Here is a 24,610-nt window from a genome sequence, read left to right as displayed (position 1 = left end):
GATGAAATTCCGGCCGTGCCGCGCGTGGCGCTGGCCGCTGCACCAGGCACGGGTCAGCGGGTCAGGCGTGGAAGAAACGACGGAGGCGATGTCGTGAGCACCGGACCTACGACCCTGCCCGAGAGCACCGACGCCGGTGAGCGGAAGCGGCGACGGTGGCTGCCTCGGCTGCGTGACGCACGGATCCGTTCCAAGCTCGCGCTCATCCTGGTTGTTCCGGTGGCCGCCGTCATCGCACTGGCAACTATCCGACTCGTCTCGATCGGCGAGGGAGCGTACGACGCCACCCGGATCCGGGCGCTGACCGCACTGTCGATCGACGTCTCCGCGCTGAGCCAGGACCTGCACAAGGAGCGGATGGCGGCGGCCGCGTACCTGGCCGCGGCGAACGACAAGGTAACGGTGGATGAGAAGCCGGACGCCTACAACCTCGCGGTGCGGCGTACCGACGAGCGGATCGCGGCGTACCGGGAGGAGCGGGACGCGCTCGGCGAGGTGCCGGCCTCGGTCCGCAGCCGACTCAAGGTCATCGACGACCACCTGGCCACCCTGAACGGCACCCGCCAGGAGGTACTCGACCGGCAGCAGATGCCGGTGGCCGAGGCGAGCCTGCGCTACGGCATCATCCTGGGCGATCTCGTCGCGTACGGCGACACCCTCGCCCAGCAGCCCGGTGCGGAGAGCACCGCCGACGCCCGCCGGGCCGTGGCCGCGTTCGCGCACGCCAAGGCGGAGGTCGCCGAGGAGCAGGCGGTGGTCTTCACCGCGCTCTCCAGCGGCCAGATCGACGAGGAGCAGTTCTCCTCCTTCGTCGGTACCCTGACCGCCCAGCAGGAGGCGCTGCTCGCCTTCTCCCAGGCCGCCGAGCCGGCCCAGCGCGCCCTGGTGGACAGCACGGTCTCCGGTGACGCCGTGCAGCTCGCCGACCGGGTCGCGACCGATGTGTCCCGCTCGGTCAACAACAAGAACCCGCTGGTCGGCCGGGCGGGCGCCTCCGCCGCCATCGGCGCGGTCAACGACCTGATGCGGTGGGCCGAGATCCGGCTCCAGAACCAGCTGCTCGCGGACGCCGACGGGGTCCTGTCGGCGGTCATCCGGCAGGCCGTCGTGGAGAGCCTGATCGTCCTGCTCACCCTGGTCATCGCCGTGACCCTGGCCGTGGTCCTCGCCCGCTCGCTCAACGAGTCGTTGCGCCGGCTGCGGGAGGGCGCCCTGGCGGTGGCGAACCACGACCTGCCGGACGCGGTCAACCGCCTGCAGAACGTCAACGCCATCGGCGACGGTGGGGTGGACGAGATCGTCCAGCAGGTCCGGGACCCGATCCAGCTGTCCAACCGCGACGAGGTCGGCCAGGTGGCGGCGGCCTTCAACGTGGTCCACCGGGAAGCGGTCCGGGTGGCGGCCGAGCAGGCCGCGCTGCGGACCAGCGTCTCGGCGATGTTCCTCAACCTGGCCCGGCGTTCGCAGAACCTGGTCGACCGGATGATCGGCGAGCTGGACGCGATCGAGCGGAGCGAGGAGGACCCGAAGCGGCTCGCCCAGCTCTTCGAGCTGGACCACCTGGCCACCCGGATGCGCCGCAACGACGAGAACCTGCTGGTGCTCGCGGGCGCCGACTCGGCCGTGCCGCGCCGGGACGACGCGCTTCTGGTCGACGTGCTGCGGGCCGCCCAGTCCGAGGTGGAGCTCTACAACCGGATCGAGTTCGGCACTGTCGACACCGACATCTCCGTCGCCGCGCACGCGGTCAACGACGTGGTCCGCCTGGTCGCCGAGCTGCTCGACAACGCCACCCGGTTCTCGCCGCCGAACACCACGGTGGTCGCGGACGGCCGGCGGATCCGGGACTACGTGCTGATCCAGGTCGAGGACCGCGGCCTCGGCCTCAGCGACGATCAGCTGGACTCGCTGAACCGCCGGCTGGCGGCCCCGCCCACGGTCGACGTGGCCGCGTTCCGGCTGATGGGTCTGGCGGTGGTCAGCCGGCTCGCCGCCCGCTACGGCATCCGGGTCGAGCTGCGTCGCAACGTCGAGGGCGGCACCGTCGCCCAGGTGACCCTGCCGAACTCCGCCGTAGTGCTGCCGGCGAACCGGGGCCAGGCCCCGCTGAGCCGGCCGCGCCAGCCGCTCGCCGTCGAGCAGGCCCCGCTGAACCCGGTCGGGCACGCCGCCGACCCGTTGGCCGGCGCGGGGCGGACCACCACCGCGACGCTGACCGACCAGTGGCGGACCCCCGCCCCGCCGGCCCGCTGGCAGTCGATGGCCGAGGCGCGGGACACCGGCCCTGCCGTGCAGGTCGGCGGTGCGACGGGTGCGCTGCCGCCCGTGCCGCCGCCCGCCCCGGCGGCCCCGGTCTCCGGTGCCGGCTATGCGGTGAGCGGACCGACCGCCGGGTACCGCGCGCTGGACCCGCTGCCGAAGCGGATCCCGGGCGGGGAGGTGGCCGCGACCAGCGCTCCGGCCACGCCGATCGACCCCGCCCCGGCGCCGCCGCCGGCGTACCCGGCCCTGTCGGCTTACCAGCCGCTCGCGTCGGCCCCGCCGGTCGAGGCCGCCCCGCCAGCGCCCGCCGCCCCGGTGGTGGCCCACCCGGCCGAGGCGCCGATCTTCCGGGAGATGGAGGCGGTCTGGTTCCGCTCGCACGGCGAGGACGAGACCACGATCTTCGCCCGGCCCCGGTTCGACGACGGTCCGGCACCCGCCCCGGCGCAGCCCGTCACCCCGGCGCAGCCCGCCGCCGCGCCGCCGCTGCCCACCCGTACCCCGGGCGCCCAGGCGTCGGCGATGACCTCGCCGCCGCCGTACACCCCGCCGGCCGCCGCCGCACCCCCGCCGGCGCCGCCGACGACCGACCCGGGCGCCTGGCGGACGGCGGCCGACGAGGGTTGGGCGCGGGCCAGCCAGGCCGCGGAGCCCAACACCGGCGGGACCACCCGCTCCGGCCTGCCGAAGCGCGTGCCGCAGGCCCAGCTCGTCCCCGGCGGCGTCGAGCCGAAGGGCGGCCGGTCCCGTGCCCGGCGCACGCCGGATGAAGTACGCGGTCTGCTGTCGGCCTACCACCGCGGTGTGCAGCGGGGTCGGACGGCCGGCGCGGACCTGAACAGCACCTCGACCAAGGAGACGAACCGATGAACAGGCCAGCGGCCATGCAGGACATGGGTTGGCTGCTCACCAACTTCGCCGACAGCGTGGCGGGCATCGCCCACGTGGTGGCGGTGTCCGCGGACGGGCTGCTGCTCGCCTCCTCCCGCGACCTGCCGGCGGATCGAGCCGACCAGCTCGCCGCGATCACCTCCGGTGTGGTGAGCCTGACCGAGGGCGCCGCGCGGATGTTCAGCGCCGGCGGGGTGCTCCAGACGGTCATCGAGATGGACAGCGGATACCTGTTCCTCATGTCCATCAGCGACGGTTCGTCGATGGCGGTGCTGGCCGCCCGCAGCTGCGACGTGGGTCAGGTGGGCTACGAGATGGCGCTGCTGGTGGAGCGGGTCGGCCAGGCGCTGGTCCCGCTGCCGCGGGATGCCGTCCGGTCCTGACCGGCAATCGGTGTGACCTGGTGACCGGGAGCCGACCGGCTCCGTACGGAGGGAGGTGATCGCGAGATGGAACCACGACGGGATCCGCGTGGGGCGCTGGTGCGACCGTACGCGGTCACCCGTGGCCGCACCGAGCCGTTGCAGAACATCGCGCTGGAGGCGGTGCTCTCGTGCACGCCCACACAGTCGGCCGAGGCGCGGTTCGCCGGGCACGACAAGTACCGCATCGCCCTGGTCTGCGAGGGCCGCGCGCAGTCGCTCGCGGAGATCGCCGCGTACACCCGGATGCCGCTGGGCGTCACCCGGGTGCTGGTCGCCGACCTGGTGGCCGAGGGCCTGCTGACGCTACACACTGCCGCTCCGGCGACCGGGTTCCAGGAGCGAATGAACCTGCTGGGAAGGGTGCTAAGTGGACTTCGCGAACTATGACCCCGCCGGGGCGAGCCGCAGCCGGGAGATCATCTCCGCGAAGATCGTGATCGCGGGTGGCTTCGGGGTGGGCAAGACCACTCTGGTCGGCGCCATCTCCGAGATCACCCCGCTGACCACCGAGGCGCTGATGACCGCGGCCGGGGTGGGCATCGACGACCCGTCGAAGGTGCCGGGCAAGGAGACCACCACGGTCGCCATGGACTTCGGCCGCATCACCATGGCCCAGGACCTGATCCTCTACCTCTTCGGCACGCCGGGCCAGACCCGCTTCTGGTTCATGTGGGACGAGATCATCCGGGGTGCGGTGGGTGCCGCGGTGCTGGTGGACACCCGCCGGATCAGCGACGCCTTCGCCCCGCTGGACTACTTCGAGAACCGCAACCTGCCGTACGTGGTGGCGCTGAACCGGTTCGACGGCGCCCCGGTGTACGACCTGGAGGAGGTCCGCGAGTCGCTGTCGATCTCGCCTGACGTGCCGTTGGTGATGTGCGACGCCCGGCAGCGCGAGTCGGTCAAGCAGGTGCTGGTGACCGTGGTCGAGCACGCCATGCTCCGGCTGCAGGCCGAGCACGACCGGGGCTATCCCGCGTCGGTCGGCTGACCGGCCGGCCCGTCCCGCGGTCCGGCCATCGGCGCGGACGGCCGGTCCGGTTGGCGGCCGCCGCGCCGGTCAGCGGATGGCCGCTCCGGTCGGCGGCCGCCGCTCCGGTCAGTCCACGCGGAGGCGGTAGCCGCGCTTGACCACGGTCTGCACCACCCGGGGGGCTTGCAGGCCGACCCGCAGCCGGGCGACCGCCATCTCCACGGCGTGCTCGTCCGCGCCCCGGGGCAGGGTACGCAGCAGGGCGGTGCGGGACAGCACCCTGCCGGGCGACGCGGCGAGCGCCCGCAGCACGGCCATCGGAGCCGGCGCGAGCGGCCGCAGTTCCCCGTCCACCACGGCGGCGTGCCCGCGCAGCGTCAGCTGGTGCCCGCCGGCCCGTACGGTCACCGTCCGGCGCGGCAGCTCGTCCACGATCGTCCGGACCAGGGCGCCCAGCCGGGCCCGGCTCGGGGCGCTCACCGGCACCCCCCGCCGCACCAGCGGCTCGGCGGTGACCGCGCCGACGCAGCTGGCCAGCACGTCCCCCCGCAGCGCCGCGAGCACCGTCTCGGTACGGTCTCCGGCCGCCCGCAGCAGCGCCTCCGCGGCCGGGGCGGAGGTGAACGTGACCGCGTCGACCATCCGCCCCGCCACCAGGTCAATCAGCCGGTGCAGCGGCGCCGGGTCGGTCGGTGGCGCCCACCGGTAGACCGGCACCTCGATCACCGTGGCACCGGCCGCCTCCAGCGCCTCGGTGCACTCCGGCTGCCGCTCGCCGTGCAGCTGGAGGGCGATCACCTGGCCGGCCACCCCGCGCCGGACCAGGTGGTCGACCACCTCGTCGCAGCTCTCCGAGGCCGGGGACCAGTGCTCGCGCAGCCCGGCGGCCCGGATCGCGCCGGTCGCCTTGGGACCCCGGGCCACCACGTACGACCGGGAGAACACACCGTGCAGCGGCTCGGCGAGCCCCCACCCCTCGGCCGCCTCCAGCCAGCCGCGCATCCCGATGCCGGTGTTGGCCATCAGCACGTCCGGTGGGCGGTCGAGGCAGGCCCGGGTGGCCTCGCGCAGGTCGGTGTCGTCGGCCAGCGGCACGATCCGCAGGGCGGGGGCGAGCACCACCCGCGCGCCGCGCCGCTGGAGCAGCGCGGCCAACTCGTCGCGTCGCCGGTCGGCGGTGACCCCGATGGTGAAGCCGGCCAGTTCCTCCCGCATCACTCCTCCTGTCGCAGCCGCACCTCGACCAGCCCGTCCCGGCAGCGCACCTCGTGCCGCCGCAGCACCACCTCCGGAAGGTCCAGGCATCGCCCGGTCCCCAGCTCGTAGACCTGCTTGTGCAGCGGGGAGGCCAGCGTCGGCAGGCCACCGCGGCAGCCCACGATCCCCCGTGACATCACGTACGCGCCGCCGACCGGGTCGAGGTTGTCGACCGCGTACAGCTCGCTGCCGGTACGGAAGAGCGCCACCTGCACGCCGTCGACGAGCGCGGCCACCCCGCGATCGGGGTCCAGCCGGTCCAGTGGGCAGATCACGGTCCAGTCCAACATGGTCAGGGTGCTCATCGGCGTACCTCCGGAAGGCCGAGCGCGACCGGCTGGCGGCGGCGGTCGGCGCCGGCCCCCGGTGGCGTCCCGCGCGGGGGCACCGGCTGGCCGCGTTCGACCGTGAACGCGATGGACGGGTCGGGCACGTCCGGGGCGTTGACGAAGGAGGTGAAGCGGCGCAGCCGCTCCGGGTCCTCCAGCACGTCCCGCCACTCGTCCGAGTACGCGGCGACGTGCCGGGCCATCGCCGCGTCCAGTTCGGCGCAGAGCCCGAGCGAGTCGTCCACGATCACCGACCGCAGGTGGTCGAGGCCGCCCTCCATCGCCTCGAGCCAGGCGGCGGTGCGCTGCAACCGGTCGGCGGTGCGGATGTAGTACATCAGGACTCTGTCGATCAGCGTGACCAGCTCGTCGGTGCGCAGATCGGTGGCGAACAGGTCGGCGTGCCGCGGCCGGAAGCCGCCGTTGCCGCCGAGGTAGAGGTTCCAGCCGGTCTCGGTGGCGATGATGCCGAAGTCCTTGCCGCGCGCCTCGGCGCACTCCCGGGCGCAGCCGGAGACCGCCGCCTTGAGCTTGTGCGGGGCGCGCAGCCCCCGGTAGCGCAGCTCCAGCGCCACGGCCAGCCCGACCGAGTCCTGCACCCCGTACCGGCACCAGGTCTCGCCGACGCAGGACTTCACCGTGCGCAGCGCCTTGCCGTACGCGTGGCCGGACTCGAAACCGGCGTCGACCAGCCGGCGCCAGATCTGCGGGAGCTGCTCGACCCGCGCCCCGAACAGGTCGATCCGCTGCCCGCCGGTGATCTTGGTGTAGAGGCCGAAGTCCCGGGCCACCTCACCGATCACGATCAGCTTCTCCGGGGTGATCTCCCCGCCCGGGATCCGGGGCACCACCGAGTAGCTGCCGTCCCGTTGCAGGTTGGCCAGGAAGTGGTCGTTGGTGTCCTGCAGCGACGCCTGCTCGCCGTCGAGCACGTGCCCGGTGCCGAGTGAGGCGAGGATCGAGGCCACCACCGGCTTGCAGATGTCGCAGCCGCGTCCCCGCCCGTGCTCGGCGATGAGCTGCGAGAACGTGCGGATGCCGCGGACCCGGACGAGGTCGAACAGCTCCTGCCGGCTGGCGTCGAAGTGCTCGCAGAGCGCGGTGGACTGCCGCACCCCGGCGGCGTCGAGGAGCTGCTTCAACATCGGCACGCAGGAGCCGCAGCTCGTACCGGCCCGGGTGCACGCCTTCAGCGCCGGCACGTCGGTCGCCCCGCCGGCGATCGCCGCGTCGATCTCCGCGCGGGTCACCGCGTTGCACGCGCAGACCTGCGTCGCGGCCGGCAGCGCGCCGATCCCGGCGGCCGCGCCGCCGGCCGGCGCCAGCAGGGCCAGCGGGGGAGCGGGCAGCGGCCCGCCGACACTCGCCCGCAGCGTCGGGTACGGGCTCGCGTCGCCGACCAGCACCCCGCCGAGCAGCGTCTTCGCGTCGTCGGAGAGGACCAACTTCGCGTACGTGCGGGTGGCCGGGTCGGTGAAGGTGACGTCGAGGCAGCCCGGGGTGCTGCCGTGCGCGTCGCCGAACGAGGCCACGTCCACGCCGAGCAGCTTGAGCTTGGTCGCGGTGTCCGCGCCGGGGAAGGTGGCCGCCCCGCCGAGCAGCCGGTCGGCGACCACCTCGGCGGTCGCGTACCCGGGGGCCACCAGACCGTGGCAGGTGCCGTCCACCGCCGCGCACTCGCCGACCGCCCAGATCCGCTCGTCCGCCGTCCGGCAGGTGGCGTCGACCAGCACCCCGCCGCGCAGCCCGAGCGCCAGGCCCGCCGCCCGGGCGAGCTCGTCCCGCGGCCGGATGCCGGCGGCCACCACGACCAGCTCCGCGTCGACCGTCCGGCCGTCGGAGAGCTCCAGCGCGGCGACCGCCCCGTCGGGGCCGGGGCGTAGCGCGGTGGTGGCCACCCCGAGGTACGGGGTGACGCCCAGCTCCTCGACGTAACGGCGGAGCATCGCCCCGCCCGCCTCGTCCACCTGCACCGGCATCAGCCGGGGCGCGAACTCCACCACGCTGGTGGCGAGGCCGAGCAGGCGCAGCGCGTTCGCCGCCTCCAGGCCGAGCAGGCCGCCGCCGATCACCGCCCCGGCCCGCCGGCCCCGGGCGTGCTCCCGGATCGCCGCCAGGTCATCCAGCGTCCGGTAGACGAACACTCCTGGCAGGTCGGCGCCCGTCACCGGCGGGACGAAGGCGGACGACCCGGTGGCCAGCACCAGCGCGTCGTACGCGTGCTCCCCGGCCGCGGTGAGCACCACCCGCCGCTCCCGGTCGATGCCGAGGGCCGGCTCGCCCAGCCGCAGCTCCACCCCGTCGTCGGGGGTGTGCAGGTTCAGCTCCTCCGCGCCGACCCCGTCGAAGAAGGCCGAGAGCCGCACCCGGTCGTACGCCGGACGCCGCTCCTCGGCGAGCACCGTCACCCGCCAGCGCCGGTCGTGGTCCCGGGCGCGCAACGCCTCGACGAAGCGCCGCCCCACCATGCCGTTGCCGACCACGATCAACCTGCCGCCGCTCATGCCGGCACTCCGCTTCACCGAGCGGTCCGAATCGCTCATCGCGTCACCTCCACCGCGTCGCGATCTCTTCCCTGACCGGCACCGGATCCTCCGGCCGGCCGCCGTGGCGTCGTTGCCGCAGCGCCCGGCTCCCGGGCCGTCGTCACCGTCCGGCCGGACGCCGGACTCCGTCGCCCGGGCCGTCGCCCCACCCCGAGCCCGGTCATCGCGACACCACCGGCTCGGCCCCGGCGAGCCAGTCGGCGATGCCGGCGACCGCGTCCCGGCAGCCGCCGCAGCCGGTCGCGGCCCGGGTGGCCGCCGACAGCTCCTCGACCGTCCGGGCGCCGGAGCGCCAGCACGCCACCAGCGCGCCCTTGCGGACGTCGTTGCACTGGCACACCGTGGCCGCGTCCGGCATCAGGGCCGGAGACGCGGCGGGAGCGGCCGGGGCGGGGCCGAACGCCCGCCCGAGCAGCAGCGACCGCCGGTCCGCCGGCACCGGGGTCCCCCGGTCGAAGAGCTGCACCACCGTGCCGACGGCCGGGTTGTCGCCGAGCAGGATGGCCCCGGTCAACCGGTCGTCGTGGATCCGCAGCCGGGCGTACGTGCCGCGGGCCGGGTCGGCGAAGGTGAGCTCCTCGACCGGACCACCGTGGACGGTGCCGTCGGCCGGCGTGGCGCCGGTGGCGTCGCCCATCGCGGCCAGGTCGATGCCGGCCGCCTTGAGCCGGGTCACCACCGGCCGGGGCCGGTACCGGGCGAGCGGGTCCTTCCCGGCCAGCACCTGCGCCACCACCCGGGCCTGCGCCCAGGCCGGGGCGACCAGCCCGGTCAGCTCCCCGTCGTGCTGGGCGCAGTCGCCGATCGCCGAGATGCGCCGGTCACTGGTCCGCAGCCGGTCGTCCACCACCACGCCCCGGTCCACCGCCAGCCCGGCCGCGGCCGCCAGTGCCGTGTCGGGGCGTACGCCGCAGGAGAGGACCAGCAGGTCGGCGTGGAGCGAGCGGCCGTCGGCGAGGTCGAGGCGGACCCCGTCGGCGTCGGCGGCCACCCCGGTCGCCGGAACGGCCAGCGCGGTCCGTACGCCGAGCCCGGCGAGGGTGTCGGCGAGCACCGCCCCGGCGGTCGGGTCGAGCTGCCGTTCCATCAGCCACCCGGTCGGGTGCACCACGGTCACGTCCAGCCCCCGGGCGGCGAGTCCCCGGGCCGCCTCCAGCCCGAGCAGCCCGCCGCCGAGCACCAGGGCGCGGCGGGCGCCCCGGGCGGCGGCGAGGATCCGTCGGCAGTCGTCCAGCGTGCGGAACGGGATCACCCGGTCGGGCAGCGGGTCGAGCCCGAGCAGTGGCGGCACCAGGGCCCGGCTGCCGGTGGCGAGGACCAGGTGGTCGTAGCCGTGCCGGTCCCCGTCGGCGGTGCACACCTCCCGGGCGACCCGGTCGATCGCGGTGACCGCCACCCCGGTCCGCACGTCCACGCCCTGCCCGGCGGCCTCGGTCAGCTCCACGTCCGGCTCGCCGATCTTCCCGGCCAGCAGGGTGGACAGCATGATCCGGTTGTACGCCCGGTGCGGCTCCGCCCCGAGCACGGTGATCTTCCGGTCCCCGCCCCGGGCGTGCAGTTCGGCGGCGACCCGCGCGCCCGCCATCCCGTAGCCGACGATGACGATCCTCATGCCTTCTCCACCCGGACCGCGCAGATCTTGAACTCGGGCATCCCGGAGACCGGGTCGACGGCGTCGTTGGTGACCGAGTTGGCCCGGGCGGCTCCCGGCCAGTGGAACGGGGCGAAGACGGTGTCCCGCCGGATCGCCGGGCTGAGCCGGGCCGGCGCGCGCAGCTCGCCCCGGCGCGAGACCACCCGTACCGCGTCGCCCTCGGCGACGCCGAGCCGGTCGGCCAGGTCCGGGTGCAGCTCGACGAAGCCCTCCGGGGCGGCCCGGCGCAGCGCGTCGATCCGGCGGGTCTGGGTGCCGGACTGGTACTGGGCGAGCACCCGGCCGGTGGTGAAGTGCAGCGGGTAGTCGGCGCACACCTCCTCGGCGGCCGGCCGGTGCGTCACCGGGTGGAAGCGGGCCCGCCCGTCCGGCGTCGGGAAGGACTCGGTGAAGAGCCGGGGCGTGTCCGGCCCCTCCGGGTCCGGGCAGGGCCAGAAGACGCCCTCGTCCCGTTCGACCCGCTCCCAGGTGACCCCGGCGTAGTCCGCCGGCCCGCCGGCCGAGGCCCGCCGCAGCTCCTCGAACACCACCCGCGGATCAGCCGGAAACCGCTCCGCCGCCTCGGGTGTTGGCCGGGGCGCCCGGTTATGCGTTCGGCGATAGGAAGGATCCCCTCCTTCCAGGCGGGCGGCCAGGGCGGCGAGCACCTCCAGGTCGGTGCGGACGCCCGGTGGGGGTTCGCGCAGCGCGCGGCGGCGCAGCACCCGACCCTCCAGGTTGGTCATCGTGCCGTCCTCCTCGGCCCACTGCGCGACGGGCAGCACCACGTCGGCCAGCTCGGCCGTCTCGGAGCGCAGGAAGTCCGCCACCACCAGCAGGTCGAGGTCGCGCAGCCGGGACTCGACCCGGGCCGCCCGGGGCGCGGACACCACCGGGTTGGAACCGAAGACCAGCAGCGCCCGGGGGCCGGCCGCGGTGCCGAGGGCGTCCAGCAGGGCGTACGCGGGCACGCCGGGTCCGGGCAGGTCGCTCACGGGTACGCCCCAGACCCGCGCCACGTGCTCGCGGGCCGCCGGGTCGTCGATCCGCCGGTACCCGGGGAGCTGGTCGGCCTTCTGCCCGTGCTCCCGCCCGCCCTGGCCGTTGCCCTGCCCGGTCAGGCAGCCGTACCCGGAGCCGGGGCGGCCGGGCAGGCCGAGGGCGAGGGCGAGGTTGACGAAGGCGGTGACGGTGTCGACGCCCTTGGCGTGCTGTTCCGCGCCCCGGGCGGTGAGGATGATCGCCCGGTCCACGGTGGCCAGTGCGCGGGCGGTGGCCTCCAGGTCGGCCACCGGCACCCCGGAGAGGCGTTCCACCTCGGCCGGCCAGTACCCGGCCACGGTCCGCCGGACCTCGTCGAAGCCGCTGGTCCGGCCGGCCACGTACGCCCGGTCGAGCCAGCCCTCGGTGAGCGCGATGTGCAGCAGTGCGTTGGCCACCGCCAGGTCGGTGCCGGGCAGCGGTTGCAGGTGCCGGTCGGCCTGCCGGGCGGTTGCGGTGAGCCGGGGGTCGACCACGATCAGTCGGCCGCCCCGGGTGCGCTGGTCGGCGAGGTGGCGCAGCAGCGGCGGCATGGTCTCGGCCGGGTTCGCGCCGACCAGCAGCAGGGTGTCCGCCCGACCGAGGTCGGCGAGGGGGAAGGGCAGCCCCCGGTCGACACCGAAGGCGCGCAGCCCGGCCGCGGCGGCCGAGGACATGCACCACCGGCCGTTGTAGTCGATGTGCCGGGTACCCAGCGCCACCCGGGCGAACTTGCCGAGCGCGTACGCCTTCTCGTTGGTCAGCCCGCCGCCGCCGAAGACCGCCACCGCGTCCGGCCCGTGCCGGTCCTGGACGGCGCGGATCCCGGCGACCACCCGGTCGAGGGCCTCGTCCCAGCTCGCCGGGCGCAGCGGCGCGCCGGGCCGGTCCCGCAGCAGCGGGCTGGTCAGCCGGTCGGGATGGTCGAGCAGGTCGGCGGCGGTCCAGCCCTTCTGGCACAGGCCGCCGCGGTTGGTGGGGAACGGCCGCGGGGCCACCTCGATCCGCGGCCCGCTCTCCCGCAGCACCATGCCGCACTGGAGCGCGCAGTACGGGCAGTGCGTGGCGACCTCCCGGGTCCCCCGCCGCGTTGTCACGCGTGCACCGTCTGTCATGTCGGGAAAGCGTGCCGCCGGGCGGTTTCCGGTCCGGGTCCCGTCTGTTTCGGTCCTGTCAAGAGCGCCTCACACCGCACGGGAGTGACGGACCGGACGGCCAGGTTTAGAGTGTGAGACAACAGTCTTGGATAGTGGGAGGCGCGATGGGTGTGGCGGACGCGTTCGACGCGGTGGCGGGGGTCTACGACGAGGCCCGGCGCCGGCTGGTGCCCTGCTTCGACGCCTTCTACGGCACCGCGGTCGAGGTCGCCGCGCCGCCGCTGCGGGCGGCGCTCGCCTCGGGGCGTACCCCGGAGGTGCTGGACCTGGGCGCGGGCACCGGCCTGCTCTCCCTGCTGATCGCGGCGGCGGTCCCCGGCGTCCGGCTGACCCTGGTCGACGCCGCGCCGGGCATGCTCGCGGTGGCCACCGGCCACCTGGCCGCCCGTGGGGTGCCGCACCGGACGGTGCTCGCCGACCTGACCGACCCGCTGCCCGCCGGCCGGTACGACGCGGTGGTCTCCGCCCTGGCCATCCACCACCTGGACGACGACGGCAAGCGGGCGCTCTACCGGCGGGCGGCCGAGGCGCTGGTGCCCGGCGGGGTGTTCGTGAACGCCGAGCAGGTCGCCGGGCCGACCCCGGCGCTGGACCGGCGCTACGACGAGGTCTGGACCGCCCGGATCACCGAACTGGGCTCGGACGCCGAGGAGATCGCCGCGGCCCGGGAACGGATGCGGCACGACCGGCCGGCGCCGGTGGCCGACCAGTGCGGCTGGCTCACCGACGCTGGCCTGACCGACGTGGACTGCTTCTTCAAGGAGTGGCGGTTCGCCGTCTTCGGCGGTCGCCGCCCGTGACGCTCAGCGCACCTTCGGTTCGACCGTCGCGGTGAACCGGGTGACCTGGGTGGGGACCCGGGCGCCACGTTTCGTCGAGTGGACCTCGGTCCGGGTCTTCACCCGCAGGTCCAGGCGGCTGACCTGGCCAGCGACGATCTGGACGGGCACCCGTACCGGCTCGGGCGCGGCCACCTCCGCACCGCCCGGCGCCCGCATCTCGACCGTCACCTCGTGCTCACCGGGCGGGAGACGGTAGGCCCAGGTCCGCCACGAGAACGGGCGCCGCTCGCCGTCGATCGACAGCACCGGCCAGGGGACCCAGGAATTCGGGTCCTCCGTCGGCTGGGACACCACGCCCAACCCGTTCCACCGGTACTCCTGCGCCGAGCTGCCGGTGACCACGAGGGCCCCCCGCCCGGCGTCGGTCAGCCCGGCCGGCGGTTCGCCGTCGCCGAGGAACATTCCTCGGTCGGCGTCCCGCACGTCGCCGGTGGACTCGTACGACGCCGCCACCCGTCGGCGCCGGTCGATCGCGCGCTTGCCCCGGCTCACCAGCAGGGCCAGGCCGACGAGCCCGGCGATCAGCCCGGCCGCCGCGGCGGCGGCCACCGGCGGGCTCAGCTTGCCGGGGAGCAGCGGGAACGCGGACACGGCGAGCAGCGGCAGCACGAAGACCCAGGCGCCGGGCCCCGGTCGCCGGCGCACCGGAGGCCGGGCCAGCACCCCCTCGACGGTGCCGTACGACGCGGGCATGAAGTACTCGAGCTCGGCGACCTCACCGGGACGGACGCTGACCCGGCGGACCGACTCGGCGGAACCCGGCCCGCGTACCTCGACCAGGTGCTCGCCCGGCTCGACGACGGTGACCATGCGGCCATAGCCGCGCCACATCGGGCGGTCATCCACCCCGACCGCCTTCAGCTGCAGCCAGGTGGCCGGGTCGGACCCCCGGGTCCGCACCCGGACCGACACGCCGGCCATGCCCGGTGGCAGTGCGGGGGCCGGCCCGCCCACCGGCCACGCCACCACGGGCGCGTCCGGGTAGCCCCCCGGGGGCGTCATCTTCTCCCAGCGGTTCACTTCGTCACGTCCAGGGCGTCGTCGATCTGCTGGTCGGACATTGAGGAGTCGCCGGCCGTCAGGTACTTCGTGAGCCCCGTCTCGGCGTTCACTCCGGGACCGAGGTAGCCGCCGGGATCCCGCAGGACGCTCCCGGTGATCCGGAACGCCGTCGACAGGGTGGCGCTGGAACCCCGGAACTGCACCACGCTCTTGCCGACGTTGGCCATGAGGCCCGCGGGGAGGACCCGGGCCATCAGGTCCCGGATCCGCAGCAGCAACTGGACGACCCGGTCCATGACCCGCACGGCCCGGGTGGTGGCCACCGTCGCCTGCACCCCGGTCGCCGCCCCGGCGGCCGCCACCGAGCCACCCATGGTCGGCGCCGCCGCGGCCATGGCTATCGCCCACTCGACGATCATCCACTCGATCAGGGTCGCCAGGATGCCGATGATGATCTGCTGGGCGGCAGCCATGAGCTTCGAGAAGAGGATGAGCAGCCCCGAGATGGAGGCCGCTTCCCCACCGGTCGCCTCGATCGCGTCGGCGAACTCCAGCAGGCGGGTCTTGGCGGCGGCCGCGTCCCGGCCGGCCCACTCGATCAGCTCGTCGGTGGCGGCCTGCCGGACGGCCGCGGCCAGCGGCACCAGCGCCTTGCCGAGCTGCTCCCACTGCTCGGCGTACGGCTCCATCCGCTCGGCGTTGCCGGTGACCAGGCTGAGCAGGTCCTCCAACGGCTGCACGAAGTCGATGAGGAAGGTCAGGCCGGCGGAGATGAGCCAGTTCAGCGGGTCGATCCAGACCGCCACCCCGTTCGCGGCGAAGTCCAGGACGCCCGCCTTGATGTCCGTCCACTCACCCTCGGAGATGCCGGTGTAGAGGTTCTTGGCCGCCTCGGCCATGGGGAGGACGGAGTCCCACTTGTAGTCGATCGCGTCGGTGATGCCGAGGTTGCCGGCGTACTGGCCGCCGTCGTCGCTGTTGTTGCTCAGGTAGGCGTCGTTGTCGTCGGTGGTCGTCACGAGGGGTCGCTCCCGTTGTCGGTGGCCGCGGCGCCGGTCACTTGCCGCCGGAGAGTTTGTCCTGGAACCGCTGGAACGCCTGCTCCAACGCCTGCTGCAACGCCGCGTCCAACTCCTGGTAGCGGTCGGCGCTCGCCTTGATGGCGCCGCCCTGCGAGTGCAGCGCCTTCGAGATCGTCCGGATGTGGTCCCGCGCCTGTTCCGCCGTCCCGTCGTACGTGCCCTTCATGAACGCCGCCCCGAGGGCGCCCCAGAGCACGTCCGGCGGATCGGCCTTCGCCAGGCCGTCGGCGATCTGGTCGGCGCTCGTGGCGAGCGCCTTCAGCACCTCGGCGGTGCTGGTCAGCTTGTCGGTCGGGACGACGATGCCGTCACCCACGTCGGTCTCCTCTCGGCCCGGTCACCAGCGCCGCCCCGGGCGCTGGTCGACGATGTCGCGGACGTGCTCGGGGATCGCCTCGCGGACCAGGTCGACGGTGGGGACGCCACCCAGCTCGGTGCCGAGCTCCGCGAGCTTGAGCGCACGGGCCGCCTGGGCCTCTCGGATCGCGCCGAGGATCATCCCGGCGAGCAGGCCGCCGTGCCGCAGCGCCGCGTCCGCGATGTCCACCGTGGCCACCTGGCCGTTCTCGTCGACCACGACCCGTACGCCGCCGTCCGAGGAGAACGCCTCGCCGGACAGCCCGCCGGCCTGCTCGGCGAACCGCTCGTAGCGCTCCACCATCGCCTGGTTGCGCTGCCGGATCCCGTCCAGGAACGCCAGCACCTCGTCCGGGTGCCCGAACTCGCGTGGCTGCCCGGTCATGCGCCCGGGTCCTCGTCCTTGTCCAGCTCCGCCCGGAGCTGCGCGGCGGTCGGCAGCGGCGCGAACGGATCCCGGGTACGCCCGCCGGTCAGCCCGCTGAGCGTCTCCGCCAGGTCGCGTTGGAGCAGCAGGTTCGCCTCGCGGATCGTGCGGACCACCAGCTCGCCCAGTTCGGCCCCGGGATACCGGAAGGCGCGCGAGCTGAGGTGCAGCTCGCGGACCGCGCCGCCCGGACCGACGACGACGGTGACCGCGTGGTCCTCGCTGGTCAGCTCTGTCGACGCCGCGGCGACCGCCTTCCGTATCCGTCTCGCTCGTTCGGCGATGGCCTGCGGCTCCACGGCTGGTGTTCCCTCCCGATCCGGTGCTGGGGAGGATCCGGATCATGAAAGACCCTAGGGGCGGAACTCTGCCCTGTCCGCCCCGAGTGGTCGGTTGAACGGGTGAACTCCCCACCCGGGCGATCGGTCCGGCACCTGCCCGCGCCTACCTGGTTGTCCGGTTCACCGATCCGTGCGAGCGGGGATGACTGACGGTCATACCAGTGGGTAATCTCTCCGGCATGACCGCCAAGGTGACGCTGTCGTTCTCCGACGACACGATCGAGGAAGCCCGCCGGTTCGCCAAGCGGGAAGGGCTCTCCCTCTCCGCCTGGATGGACCAGGCCGCCCGGGAGAAGGCGCTGCGCGAGGTGTTCACCGCGCACGCCGCCGCCGTCGGCCGCGCCGGCTTCGACCTGGAGTCCGCCGCCCTGGCCGACGACCAGGAGGCCGCGATGGTCGACGACGCCCTCTTCGGCGGCGGACGCCCGCGTGCTGCGTAGGGGAGAGGTCTGGCGCATCTCCGGCGCCCGGGAACGGCTCGGACTGGTGATCAGTTCCGACGTCTACAACTCCACCGACGTGCCGATCGTGATCGTGGCCGAGGTGGTCGAGGAGTCGCTGCTGCGGGACTCGCCCCTCGCCGTACCCATGGGCGGGTACGTGGTGATGCCCGACCGGCTCTCCTCGCCCATGAAGAAGTGGTTCACCGAGTGCGTGGACGTCGCCGACACCGAGACCATGCAGCGGGTGGGCCGGGCGCTGCGCATCCTCCAGGAGATCTGAGCCCGCTCACCGCCGGCTCCGGCCGGACGTGCGGTCTCCGTTTCCGGCCCGACCCGCGACGGGCACTGCCGGGAAACCGCCCGTTCCTAGCGTCCCCCTCGTCATCGACGAGGAGGAGTCGCCGTGCGCACGCTCGCTTCCCCCACCACCCTGGCCCCGGGCACCGCCGGGGGCCGGCGGCGAATCACCGACTGGCGCCCCGAGGACCCCGAGTTCTGGGACACCACCGGCGCCCCGGTCGCCCGCCGCAACCTGTACGTCTCGATCTTCGCCGAGCACGTCGGCTTCTCCGTGTGGAGCCTCTGGTCGGTGATGGTGCTCTTCCTCGGCCCGGAGTACGGCATCGACCCGGCCGGGAAGTTCCTGCTCACCGCCGTGCCGGCGGCGCTGGGCGCGGTGCTGCGGCTGCCGTACACCCTGGCGGTGGCCCGGTTCGGCGGGCGGAACTGGACGATCGTCAGCGCGCTGCTGTTGCTGGTGCCGGCGGTGCCGATGGCGCTGCTGATCGAGCCGGGGGTGGCGTACTCGACCTTGATGCTGCTGGCCTGCCTGACCGGGGTCGGCGGGGGCAACTTCGCCTCCTCGATGGCGAACATCAACCTGTTCTTCCCGGACCGGCTCAAGGGCCGGGCGCTCGGCCTCAACGCCGGTGGCGGGAACCTCGGCGTGCCGGCGGTGCAGCTCGTCGGGCTGGCGGTGCTGGCCACCGCCGGGGCCGCGTACCCCCGGCTGGTGCCGGCGGTCTACCTGCCGCTGATCGTGCTCGCCGCGCTGGCGGCGGCGCGCTGGCTGGACAACGTTCCCGGGGCGCGCAACGAGCCGGGGGCGCTGCGGGCGGCCGCCCGGGACCCGCACACCTGGGTCATGTCCCTGCTCTACGTCGGCACCTTCGGCTCGTTCATCGGCTTCGGCTTCGCCTTCGGCCAGGTGCTCCAACTCCAGTTCCACGACCGGTTCCCGACCCCGGTCGACGCCGCCTGGCTGACCTTCCTCGGGCCGCTGATCGGCTCGCTGATCCGGCCGGTCGGCGGCCAGCTCGCCGACCGGCTCGGCGGGGCCCGGGTCACCTTCTGGAACTTCGTGGCGATGGCCGCGGGTGCCGGGCTGGTGATGTACGCCGCGCGCGAGCGGTCGTTCCCGCTCTACCTGGGCGGGTTCCTGGGGCTCTTCGTGTTCTCCGGGATCGGCAACGGGTCGACGTACAAGATGATCCCGGCGATCTTCCGGGCCCGGGCCGCCACCGAGGCGGAGCGGACCGGGGACCGGGAGGCGGCCGAGCGCCGGGCGCGGCGGCTGTCCGGGGCGCTGATCGGCATCGCCGGGGCGGTCGGCGCCTCGGGCGGGGTGCTGGTGAACATCGCCTTCCGGCAGTCCTTCCTCGCCGCCGGGAACGCGGACGCGGCCTACCTGGCCTTCATCGGCTGGTACGCGCTCTGCTTCGCGGTGACCTGGGTGGTGTACCTGCGACCGGGGCCGGCTAAGCTTTCCGGGGTGTGACCTGCGCCATGGTGGAAGCGCAGGCCGCGCGGGGTGGCACCCCGTTTTGACCTGCCGCCGGGCGGCCGGGTATCGTTGCCTGCTGTTGTACGACATTCAGAGGCGTGCCGCATCAGGTACGCTTGGTCGTTCGTGCGCGCCTGGTCACCTCGGCGCGCGACCCCAGACCGACGACGAGACAAGGTAGACCTGTGCGTACGTACAGCCCGAAGCCGGGTGAGATCGAGCGTCAGTGGCACGTCATCGACGCCTCTGATGTCGTGCTGGGCCGCCTCGCGACCCACGCCGCCACGCTGCTGCGTGGCAAGCACAAGCCGACTTTCGCGCCGCACGTCGACACGGGCGACTTCGTCGTCATCGTGAACGCGGGCAAGGTCGCGCTGACCGGCAACAAGCGCCAGCAGAAGATCGCTTACCGGCACTCGGGTTACCCGGGTGGTCTGAAGCAGGTCGGCTACGAGGAGCTGCTCAGCAAGCGTCCCGAGCGGGCCATCGAGCTGGCCGTGAAGGGGATGCTCCCGCACAACAAGCTCGGCCGTCAGCTGATCAAGAAGCTGAAGGTCTACGCCGGTGCCGAGCACCCGCACGGCGCGCAGCAGCCGGTGCCGTTCGAGATCAAGCAGATCGCGCAGTGAGCGCGGGCGAAGGAAGCAGCATGACCGACATCACCGCCACCGAGGTTGCCCCCGAGGCCACCGAGGCGCCGGCGCCCGTCGCCCGCGCGCCTCGTGGCGACCGGCCGATCCAGACCGTGGGCCGGCGCAAGGAGGCCATCGTCCGGGTCCGCATCGTCCCCGGCAGCGGCAAGATCACCTGCAACGGCCGTGACCTCGAGGCCTACTTCCCGAGCAAGGTGCACCAGCAGCTCATCAAGGACCCGCTGGTGACCGCCGAGAAGGCCGAGGCGTTCGACGTGATCGCCAACCTCCGTGGTGGCGGCACCACCGGCCAGGCCGGCGCGCTGCGCCTCGCCATCGCCCGGGCGCTGATCGTCAGCGAGCCGGACGACCGTCCGGCCCTGAAGAAGGCCGGCTTCCTGACCCGTGACGCCCGGGTCAAGGAGAGCAAGAAGTACGGCCTCAAGAAGGCCCGTAAGGCTCCTCAGTACTCGAAGCGCTGATCACCAGCAGCGCCTTGTACTTCTGACGGACGGCCGGGTCCGCCTCCTCTGCGGGGAGGTGGCCCGGCCGTTCGCTTTCCTCTCCTCGCAACGGCGATTCATCGGAGGTTGGCGTATGGGCCGGTTGTTCGGCACGGACGGCGTACGCGGGCGGGCGAACGCGGATCTCACCCCGGAGTTGGCGCTGGCGGTGGCGGTCGCCGCCGCGCACACGCTCGCCGAGTCGGACAAGAGCCATCCGCCGCTCGCCGTGGTCGGCCGGGACACCCGGGCCAGCGGCGAGATGCTGGAGGCCGCCGTGGTGGCCGGGCTCACCAGCGCCGGCGCCAACGTGGTACGGGTCGGCGTGCTGCCCACCCCTGCGGTGGCGTTCCTCACCGCCGAGGCCAAGGCCGACCTGGGCGTCATGCTCTCCGCCTCGCACAACCCGATGCCGGACAACGGGATCAAGCTCTTCGCCGCCGGCGGGCACAAGCTGCCCGACGAGATCGAGATGCGGATCGAGGCGGCGGTCGAGGCGAACGCCGCCACCGCCTGGGACCGCCCGACCGGTGCCGGTGTGGGCCGGGTGCACGACCTGCTGGACGGCGCCGACCATTACGTCCAGCACCTGGTCGGCACCGTGCCGCACCGGCTGGACGGGATCAAGGTCGTGGTGGACTGCGCCAACGGCGCGGCCGCCGAGGTCGCCCCGGTGGCCTACCGGGAGGCCGGCGCCGAGGTGATCGCGATCTGCGCCGAGCCGGACGGGCTCAACATCAACGACGACTGCGGCTCCAACCACCTGGACGCGCTGCGGGCCGCCGTGGTGGAGCACGGCGCCCACCTGGGCATCGCCCACGACGGCGACGCCGACCGCTGCGTGGCGGTCACCGCCGACGGCGACGAGGTCGACGGCGACCAGGTGATGGCGATCCTGGCCCTGGCCATGCGCGAGGCCGGCGCGCTGACCGAGGACACGCTGGTCGCCACCGTGATGAGCAACCTCGGCCTGAAGCTCGCCATGTCCGCCGAGGGCATCCGGCTGCTCGAGACCAAGGTCGGCGACCGGTACGTGCTGGAGGAGCTGCGCGCCTCCGGGCTGGCCCTGGGCGGCGAGCAGAGCGGCCACATCGTCATGCCCGCGTACGCCACCACCGGCGACGGCGTGCTCACCGGCCTGCACCTGATGTCCCGGATGGCGGCCACCGGCAAGTCGCTCGCCGAGCTGGCCGCCGTGGTCACCAAGCTGCCCCAGGTGCTGATCAACGTGCCGGTGGGCGACCGGACCGTGGGCTCCGCGGCGCCGGCCGTCCGGACGGAGGTGGAGCGGGCCGAGGCCGAGCTGGGCGAGACCGGCCGGGTGCTGCTGCGCCCCTCCGGCACCGAGCCGCTGGTCCGGGTCATGGTCGAGGCGGCCACCGAGGCCACCGCCCGTTCGGTGGCGGAGCGGATCGCCGAGCAGGTACGCACCGCCAGCCCGGCCGGCTGACCACCATTCCGGCTCATCCGGGCGCGGCGGGATCCTCCCGTCGCGCCCGGTGCGGTTTCCGATGCGGCTCCGCCCGCCCGCGCCGGCCGTAGGTCACCCTCAGCGCCGGGTCCGCCGCGGTTCTGGGTCGTCGGCACGCTACGAACTTGATGACGTGAACGGATCAGCCAGGCGCCTGGTCGCGGCCTTCCGCCACCCGGCTGGGTCGCCCGGGCCACCCGTCGACCGCTGGTCGGGCGGGGCCGGGCTCAGCGCGGCGACAGCCGGCGCAGGAAGCGGTCGGCCAGGTCGACCACGTGGTCGGCGTCCAGTTCCAGTGCCGGGGCGGCCACCGTCACCTCGGCCAGCGCTGTGCCGGGCACCTCCGTGTCCCGCCAGCCGCCGACGAACCACGCCTTCTCCTCCTCGGCGAGGGCGAGGTTGGCGGCGTTGAGGGCGTCCGCCGGGTGCGGCAGCCACAGCCGGAACTGGTGCGTGTGCGGGGGCGTCGGGTGGACGCGCGCCCCGGGAAGGGTGGCCAGGGCCCCGGCCACCACCTGCGCGTGCGCCACGTAGCCGGCGAGCCGGGGCAGCTCGTCCGCCAGGCCCGCGAGCCCGGCGAGGGCGGCCGGCCACTGCTGAAAGAGGTTCCCGCCGTAGCGGTGCCGCCAGGCCCGGGCGTACGCGACCAGCTCCGCCGAGCCGGCCAGCGCCGCCCCGGAGTGGCCGCCGAGGGACTTGTAGAACGAGACGTACGTGCTGTCGGCCAGCGCGGCGATCTCGGCCGGCGAACGACCCAGGTGGACGGTGGACTCCCAGAGCCGGGCGCCGTCCAGGTGCACCCGGGCGCCCCGCTGCCGGGCCGCCCCCGCCACGGCGACCAGCTCGTCCCAGCTCGGCAGGACGAACCCGGCGTCCCGCAGCGGCAGCTCCAGCAGCAGCGTGCCGATCGGCTCGTCGAGCGCGGCCACCTCGTCGGCGGTCGGATTGCGCGGGGCGCTCGTGGTCAGCACCGCGCGCAGGCCGCCGAGGACGGCGTACGCGTCCCGCTCGTGCAGCAGCGGGTGGCTGAGCGGGTGCAGGCCGACCCCGTCCCGGCCGGTCAGCTCGGCGCCGTAGCGCATGGCGACCTGCTGGGCCATGGTGCCGGTGGGGAAGAAGGCGACCGCCTCGGTGCCGAGCAGTTCACCGACGCGCCGTTCCAGCTCCTCGACCGCCCCGCCCGCGCCGTAGAAGTCGGGCAGCAGGTCGTCGGCCGCGACCGCCCGGAGCGTCGCCAGCTGTTCCACCACGGAGGTCGGCCGGACGCCGGAGAGCACCGTGTCGCAGCCGCGCAGCGCGGTGAGCCGGCGGACCCGGTCGGCGTACCCGTCGCTCATGCCGGCACCTCGCTGTCGTCCTCCTTCGTCAGCCCGCGCAGCCGGTCCACCGCCTCGGTCAGCACCTCCGGGCGCTTGCAGAAGGCGAACCGGACCAGCCGCCGCCCGGCCTCGACGTCGTCGTAGAAGACCTGTGTCGGCACCGCCACCACGCCGCAGCGCTGCGGCAGCGACCGGCAGAACTCCACCCCGTCCCGGCCGCCGAGCGGGGTGACGTCGGCGGTGACGAAGTATGTGCCCTCGGGGGCGAGCACGTCGAACCCGGCGTCGGTGAGCCCGGCGACGAGTTGGTCCCGCCGTCGCTGCAGGTCGTCCCGGAAGTCGGTGAAGTACGCGTCGGGCAGGCCGAGCGCCAGCGCGACGGCCGGTTGCAGCGGCCCGGCGTTGACGAAGGTGAGGAACTGCTTCACCCGCAGCACCGCGGAGACCAGCGGCGCGGGTCCGCTTACCCAGCCGACCTTCCATCCGGTGCAGGAGAAGGTCTTGCCGGCCGAGGAGATCCGCAACGTCCGCTCCCGCATTCCGGGGAGCGTCGCCAGCGGCACGTGCGGGGCGGCGGCGTCGGTGAACACCAGGTGCTCGTACACCTCGTCGGTGACCGCGTACGCGTCGTGCGCCTGGCACAGCTCGGCGACCAGGGCCAGCTCGTCGCGGGTGAACACCTTGCCGGTCGGGTTGTGCGGGGAGTTCAGCAGCACCAGCCGGGTGCGCGGCCCGAACGCGGCGCGCAGCTCCGCCGGGTCGAAGCCGTACCGGCCGTCGCCGGCGGGACGCAGCGTGACCGGGCGGCGGACGGCGCCGGCCAGTGCGATCGACGCCGCGTACGAGTCGTAGTACGGCTCGAAGCAGATCACCTCGTCACCCGGCTCGCACAGGGCGAGGATGCTGGCGGCGATCGCCTCGGTGGCGCCCGCGGTCACCACGATCTCGCCGTCCGGGTCGTACGCCAGATCCCAGAAGCGGCGCTGGTGGGCCGCGACGGCCGCGCGCAGCGCCGGGATCCCCGGGCCCGGTGGGTACTGGTTGTGGCCGGAACGCAGCGCCTCGGCGGCCGCCGCGAGCATCTCCGGCGGGCCGTCGGTGTCCGGGAAGCCCTGGCCGAGGTTGACCGCCCCGGTACGCACGGCCAGCGCGGACATCTCGGCGAAGATGGTGGTGCCGAACGGCCGCATCCGGGCCACCAGCGGATCGGTCGTCGTCACGCGGGCCAGCCTACGGCCCGCCGCGGGCACCGCAAGCCCGCCGTTCGGCTCGCGGCGTCACCAGCCGAAGCAGGTCGCCCCGTAGACGCCCGAATCCCGGGAGACGACCTTCCCGTCGATGGTGATCGAGCAGGTCACCTTGTCGTCGCTCGCCAGGCCGGCGGGCGAGGCGATCACCTGCACCCGCTCGCGGTCGTTGGCGGTGATCGCCAGCCGCCACGGCGACCGCAGGCCCTCGTACTGATGGAAGTCGCCGTTGGCGTCGTAGAACTGCACGTCCACCAGGGCGGCGCCGGTCGCCTCGTAGACGACGGTCAGCTGCCCGGGCCCGCCCGACGGCGTGGTGGCGGGGCTCGGCTGCCCGGCGCCCGTGGTGACGTCCTCCTCCGGGTCGCCGTAGCCCGGGTCGCCGTACGGCTCCGCGGACGTTCCCGGATCCTCGTACCAGCTGCCCAGCACGCCTAGGCCGACACAGCCGCAGAAGACCAGCACGAGGACGGTGGTCACCGCGACCACGATCGCCGCGACCCGGCCGCCGTTCGTCCGGGCCGGTGGCGCACCGGGGTACGCGTACGGCGGCGGGTAGCCCGGCGGCGGCCAGCCTGGTGTGGGGTACCCGGGCCAGGGTTGAGCCGGCGGCGGGACGGGCGGGACGGCCGGTCGCGGCGCGCCGACCTGGCCGGACGATCCGGCGG

General features: G+C 74.2%; 24 protein-coding genes. 11 read left to right on the top strand and 13 right to left on the bottom strand.

Annotated features, from left to right (window positions below; translation table 11 throughout):
• Nucleotides 1–93: 93 nt before the first annotated feature.
• The 4 genes from ACY34I_RS08060 to ACY34I_RS08045 all read left to right on the top strand — a co-directional run bounded on the left by ACY34I_RS08060 (nucleotide 94) and on the right by ACY34I_RS08045 (nucleotide 4,569).
• Nucleotides 94–3,132, top strand: a complete 3,039-nt coding sequence (locus ACY34I_RS08060; RefSeq protein WP_462753934.1) for a sensor histidine kinase — start codon at nucleotides 94–96, stop codon at nucleotides 3,130–3,132.
• Nucleotides 3,129–3,536: a roadblock/LC7 domain-containing protein gene (locus ACY34I_RS08055; RefSeq protein ID WP_073834895.1), complete on the top strand. Its 408-nt coding sequence runs from the start codon at nucleotides 3,129–3,131 to the stop codon at nucleotides 3,534–3,536. Before ACY34I_RS08060 ends, ACY34I_RS08055 begins: the two co-directional genes overlap by 4 nt.
• A 66-nt stretch (nucleotides 3,537–3,602) precedes the next feature.
• Nucleotides 3,603–3,965: a DUF742 domain-containing protein gene (locus ACY34I_RS08050; RefSeq protein ID WP_073834894.1), complete on the top strand. Its 363-nt coding sequence runs from the start codon at nucleotides 3,603–3,605 to the stop codon at nucleotides 3,963–3,965.
• The gene (locus ACY34I_RS08045) at nucleotides 3,946–4,569 is read left to right on the top strand and encodes a GTP-binding protein (RefSeq protein WP_148793521.1); all 624 of its coding nucleotides are present in this window, start codon (nucleotides 3,946–3,948) and stop codon (nucleotides 4,567–4,569) included. The genes ACY34I_RS08050 and ACY34I_RS08045 overlap by 20 nt, the downstream gene beginning before the upstream one ends.
• A gap of 108 nt (nucleotides 4,570–4,677) precedes the next feature.
• Here the strand turns inward: ACY34I_RS08045 and ACY34I_RS08040 are convergent, their stop codons facing one another.
• The 5 genes from ACY34I_RS08040 to ACY34I_RS08020 form a co-directional block, all read right to left on the bottom strand.
• A complete protein-coding gene (locus ACY34I_RS08040) occupies nucleotides 4,678–5,766 on the bottom strand; it encodes a uroporphyrinogen-III synthase (protein WP_462753932.1) in 1,089 nt (362 codons plus the stop codon).
• Nucleotides 5,766–6,113, bottom strand: a complete 348-nt coding sequence (nirD, locus tag ACY34I_RS08035; RefSeq protein ID WP_462753930.1) for a nitrite reductase small subunit NirD — start codon at nucleotides 6,111–6,113, stop codon at nucleotides 5,766–5,768. Before nirD ends, ACY34I_RS08040 begins: the two co-directional genes overlap by 1 nt.
• On the bottom strand, nucleotides 6,110–8,641 hold the full coding sequence (gene nirB / locus ACY34I_RS08030) for a nitrite reductase large subunit NirB (RefSeq protein WP_462754153.1): 2,532 nt from the start codon (nucleotides 8,639–8,641) through the stop codon (nucleotides 6,110–6,112). The genes nirD and nirB overlap by 4 nt, the downstream gene beginning before the upstream one ends.
• 202 nt (nucleotides 8,642–8,843) lie before the next feature.
• Nucleotides 8,844–10,295, bottom strand: coding sequence for an FAD-dependent oxidoreductase (locus ACY34I_RS08025; RefSeq protein WP_462753928.1), 1,452 nt, complete (start codon nucleotides 10,293–10,295; stop codon nucleotides 8,844–8,846).
• Complete coding sequence (locus ACY34I_RS08020; RefSeq protein ID WP_462753926.1) at nucleotides 10,292–12,451, bottom strand: molybdopterin oxidoreductase family protein; 2,160 nt, start codon at nucleotides 12,449–12,451, stop codon at nucleotides 10,292–10,294. The genes ACY34I_RS08025 and ACY34I_RS08020 overlap by 4 nt, the downstream gene beginning before the upstream one ends.
• 146 nt (nucleotides 12,452–12,597) lie before the next feature.
• Here ACY34I_RS08020 and ACY34I_RS08015 point away from each other — a divergent pair, with 146 nt between their 5' ends.
• Nucleotides 12,598–13,293: a class I SAM-dependent methyltransferase gene (locus tag ACY34I_RS08015; protein ID WP_462753924.1), complete on the top strand. Its 696-nt coding sequence runs from the start codon at nucleotides 12,598–12,600 to the stop codon at nucleotides 13,291–13,293.
• Nucleotides 13,294–13,296: 3 nt separating this feature from the next.
• Here ACY34I_RS08015 and ACY34I_RS08010 read toward each other — a convergent pair whose 3' ends face one another.
• From ACY34I_RS08010 to ACY34I_RS07990, 5 genes are read right to left on the bottom strand one after another with little or no spacing between them, the layout of a single operon-like run.
• Nucleotides 13,297–14,337, bottom strand: coding sequence for a hypothetical protein (locus ACY34I_RS08010; RefSeq protein ID WP_462753922.1), 1,041 nt, complete (start codon nucleotides 14,335–14,337; stop codon nucleotides 13,297–13,299).
• A 14-nt stretch (nucleotides 14,338–14,351) separates the two neighbouring features.
• Nucleotides 14,352–15,356 (bottom strand): hypothetical protein, encoded by a 1,005-nt coding sequence (locus ACY34I_RS08005; RefSeq protein ID WP_462753920.1) that lies wholly within the window; start codon nucleotides 15,354–15,356, stop codon nucleotides 14,352–14,354.
• A gap of 37 nt (nucleotides 15,357–15,393) precedes the next feature.
• Nucleotides 15,394–15,735: a hypothetical protein gene (locus tag ACY34I_RS08000; protein WP_462753918.1), complete on the bottom strand. Its 342-nt coding sequence runs from the start codon at nucleotides 15,733–15,735 to the stop codon at nucleotides 15,394–15,396.
• Between the two features lie 21 nt (nucleotides 15,736–15,756).
• Nucleotides 15,757–16,161 carry a YbaB/EbfC family nucleoid-associated protein gene (locus tag ACY34I_RS07995; protein ID WP_462753916.1) on the bottom strand — a complete coding sequence of 135 codons (405 nt, stop codon included), beginning with the start codon at nucleotides 16,159–16,161 and terminating at the stop codon, nucleotides 15,757–15,759.
• Nucleotides 16,158–16,502, bottom strand: a complete 345-nt coding sequence (locus ACY34I_RS07990) for a YbaB/EbfC family nucleoid-associated protein (protein WP_462753914.1) — start codon at nucleotides 16,500–16,502, stop codon at nucleotides 16,158–16,160. Before ACY34I_RS07990 ends, ACY34I_RS07995 begins: the two co-directional genes overlap by 4 nt.
• 221 nt (nucleotides 16,503–16,723) lie before the next feature.
• Between ACY34I_RS07990 and ACY34I_RS07985 the strand changes: the two genes are divergently transcribed.
• The 6 genes from ACY34I_RS07985 to glmM all read left to right on the top strand — a co-directional run bounded on the left by ACY34I_RS07985 (nucleotide 16,724) and on the right by glmM (nucleotide 21,355).
• Complete coding sequence (locus ACY34I_RS07985; RefSeq protein ID WP_462753912.1) at nucleotides 16,724–16,984, top strand: DUF6364 family protein; 261 nt, start codon at nucleotides 16,724–16,726, stop codon at nucleotides 16,982–16,984.
• Complete coding sequence (locus ACY34I_RS07980) at nucleotides 16,974–17,267, top strand: type II toxin-antitoxin system PemK/MazF family toxin (protein WP_148793543.1); 294 nt, start codon at nucleotides 16,974–16,976, stop codon at nucleotides 17,265–17,267. The genes ACY34I_RS07985 and ACY34I_RS07980 overlap by 11 nt, the downstream gene beginning before the upstream one ends.
• A 123-nt stretch (nucleotides 17,268–17,390) precedes the next feature.
• The gene (locus ACY34I_RS07975; protein ID WP_462753910.1) at nucleotides 17,391–18,764 is read left to right on the top strand and encodes an MFS transporter; all 1,374 of its coding nucleotides are present in this window, start codon (nucleotides 17,391–17,393) and stop codon (nucleotides 18,762–18,764) included.
• 191 nt (nucleotides 18,765–18,955) lie between these two features.
• On the top strand, nucleotides 18,956–19,399 hold the full coding sequence (gene rplM / locus ACY34I_RS07970) for a 50S ribosomal protein L13 (RefSeq protein ID WP_148793545.1): 444 nt from the start codon (nucleotides 18,956–18,958) through the stop codon (nucleotides 19,397–19,399).
• Between the two features lie 20 nt (nucleotides 19,400–19,419).
• Nucleotides 19,420–19,884, top strand: coding sequence for a 30S ribosomal protein S9 (rpsI, locus tag ACY34I_RS07965; RefSeq protein WP_030501567.1), 465 nt, complete (start codon nucleotides 19,420–19,422; stop codon nucleotides 19,882–19,884).
• Nucleotides 19,885–19,999: 115 nt separating this feature from the next.
• Nucleotides 20,000–21,355: a phosphoglucosamine mutase gene (glmM, locus tag ACY34I_RS07960; RefSeq protein ID WP_462753907.1), complete on the top strand. Its 1,356-nt coding sequence runs from the start codon at nucleotides 20,000–20,002 to the stop codon at nucleotides 21,353–21,355.
• A gap of 248 nt (nucleotides 21,356–21,603) precedes the next feature.
• Here glmM and ACY34I_RS07955 read toward each other — a convergent pair whose 3' ends face one another.
• Genes ACY34I_RS07955 through ACY34I_RS07945 form a run of 3 tightly spaced genes read right to left on the bottom strand, consistent with a single transcriptional unit; the run spans nucleotide 21,604 to nucleotide 24,422 of the window.
• Nucleotides 21,604–22,713: a threonine aldolase family protein gene (locus ACY34I_RS07955; RefSeq protein WP_462753905.1), complete on the bottom strand. Its 1,110-nt coding sequence runs from the start codon at nucleotides 22,711–22,713 to the stop codon at nucleotides 21,604–21,606.
• Nucleotides 22,710–23,915 carry a pyridoxal phosphate-dependent aminotransferase gene (locus ACY34I_RS07950; protein ID WP_462753903.1) on the bottom strand — a complete coding sequence of 402 codons (1,206 nt, stop codon included), beginning with the start codon at nucleotides 23,913–23,915 and terminating at the stop codon, nucleotides 22,710–22,712. The genes ACY34I_RS07955 and ACY34I_RS07950 overlap by 4 nt, the downstream gene beginning before the upstream one ends.
• 57 nt (nucleotides 23,916–23,972) lie before the next feature.
• Entirely contained in the window at nucleotides 23,973–24,422 is a 450-nt protein-coding gene (locus ACY34I_RS07945; protein WP_462753901.1) for an MmpS family transport accessory protein, read from the bottom strand.
• Between the last annotated feature and the right edge of the window lie 188 nt (nucleotides 24,423–24,610).

Source organism: Micromonospora sp. RTBAU3-60 (genome assembly GCF_054963695.1).
Note: the sequence above shows the minus strand (reverse complement) of the source record. Positions and strands in the feature narration are given on the sequence as shown.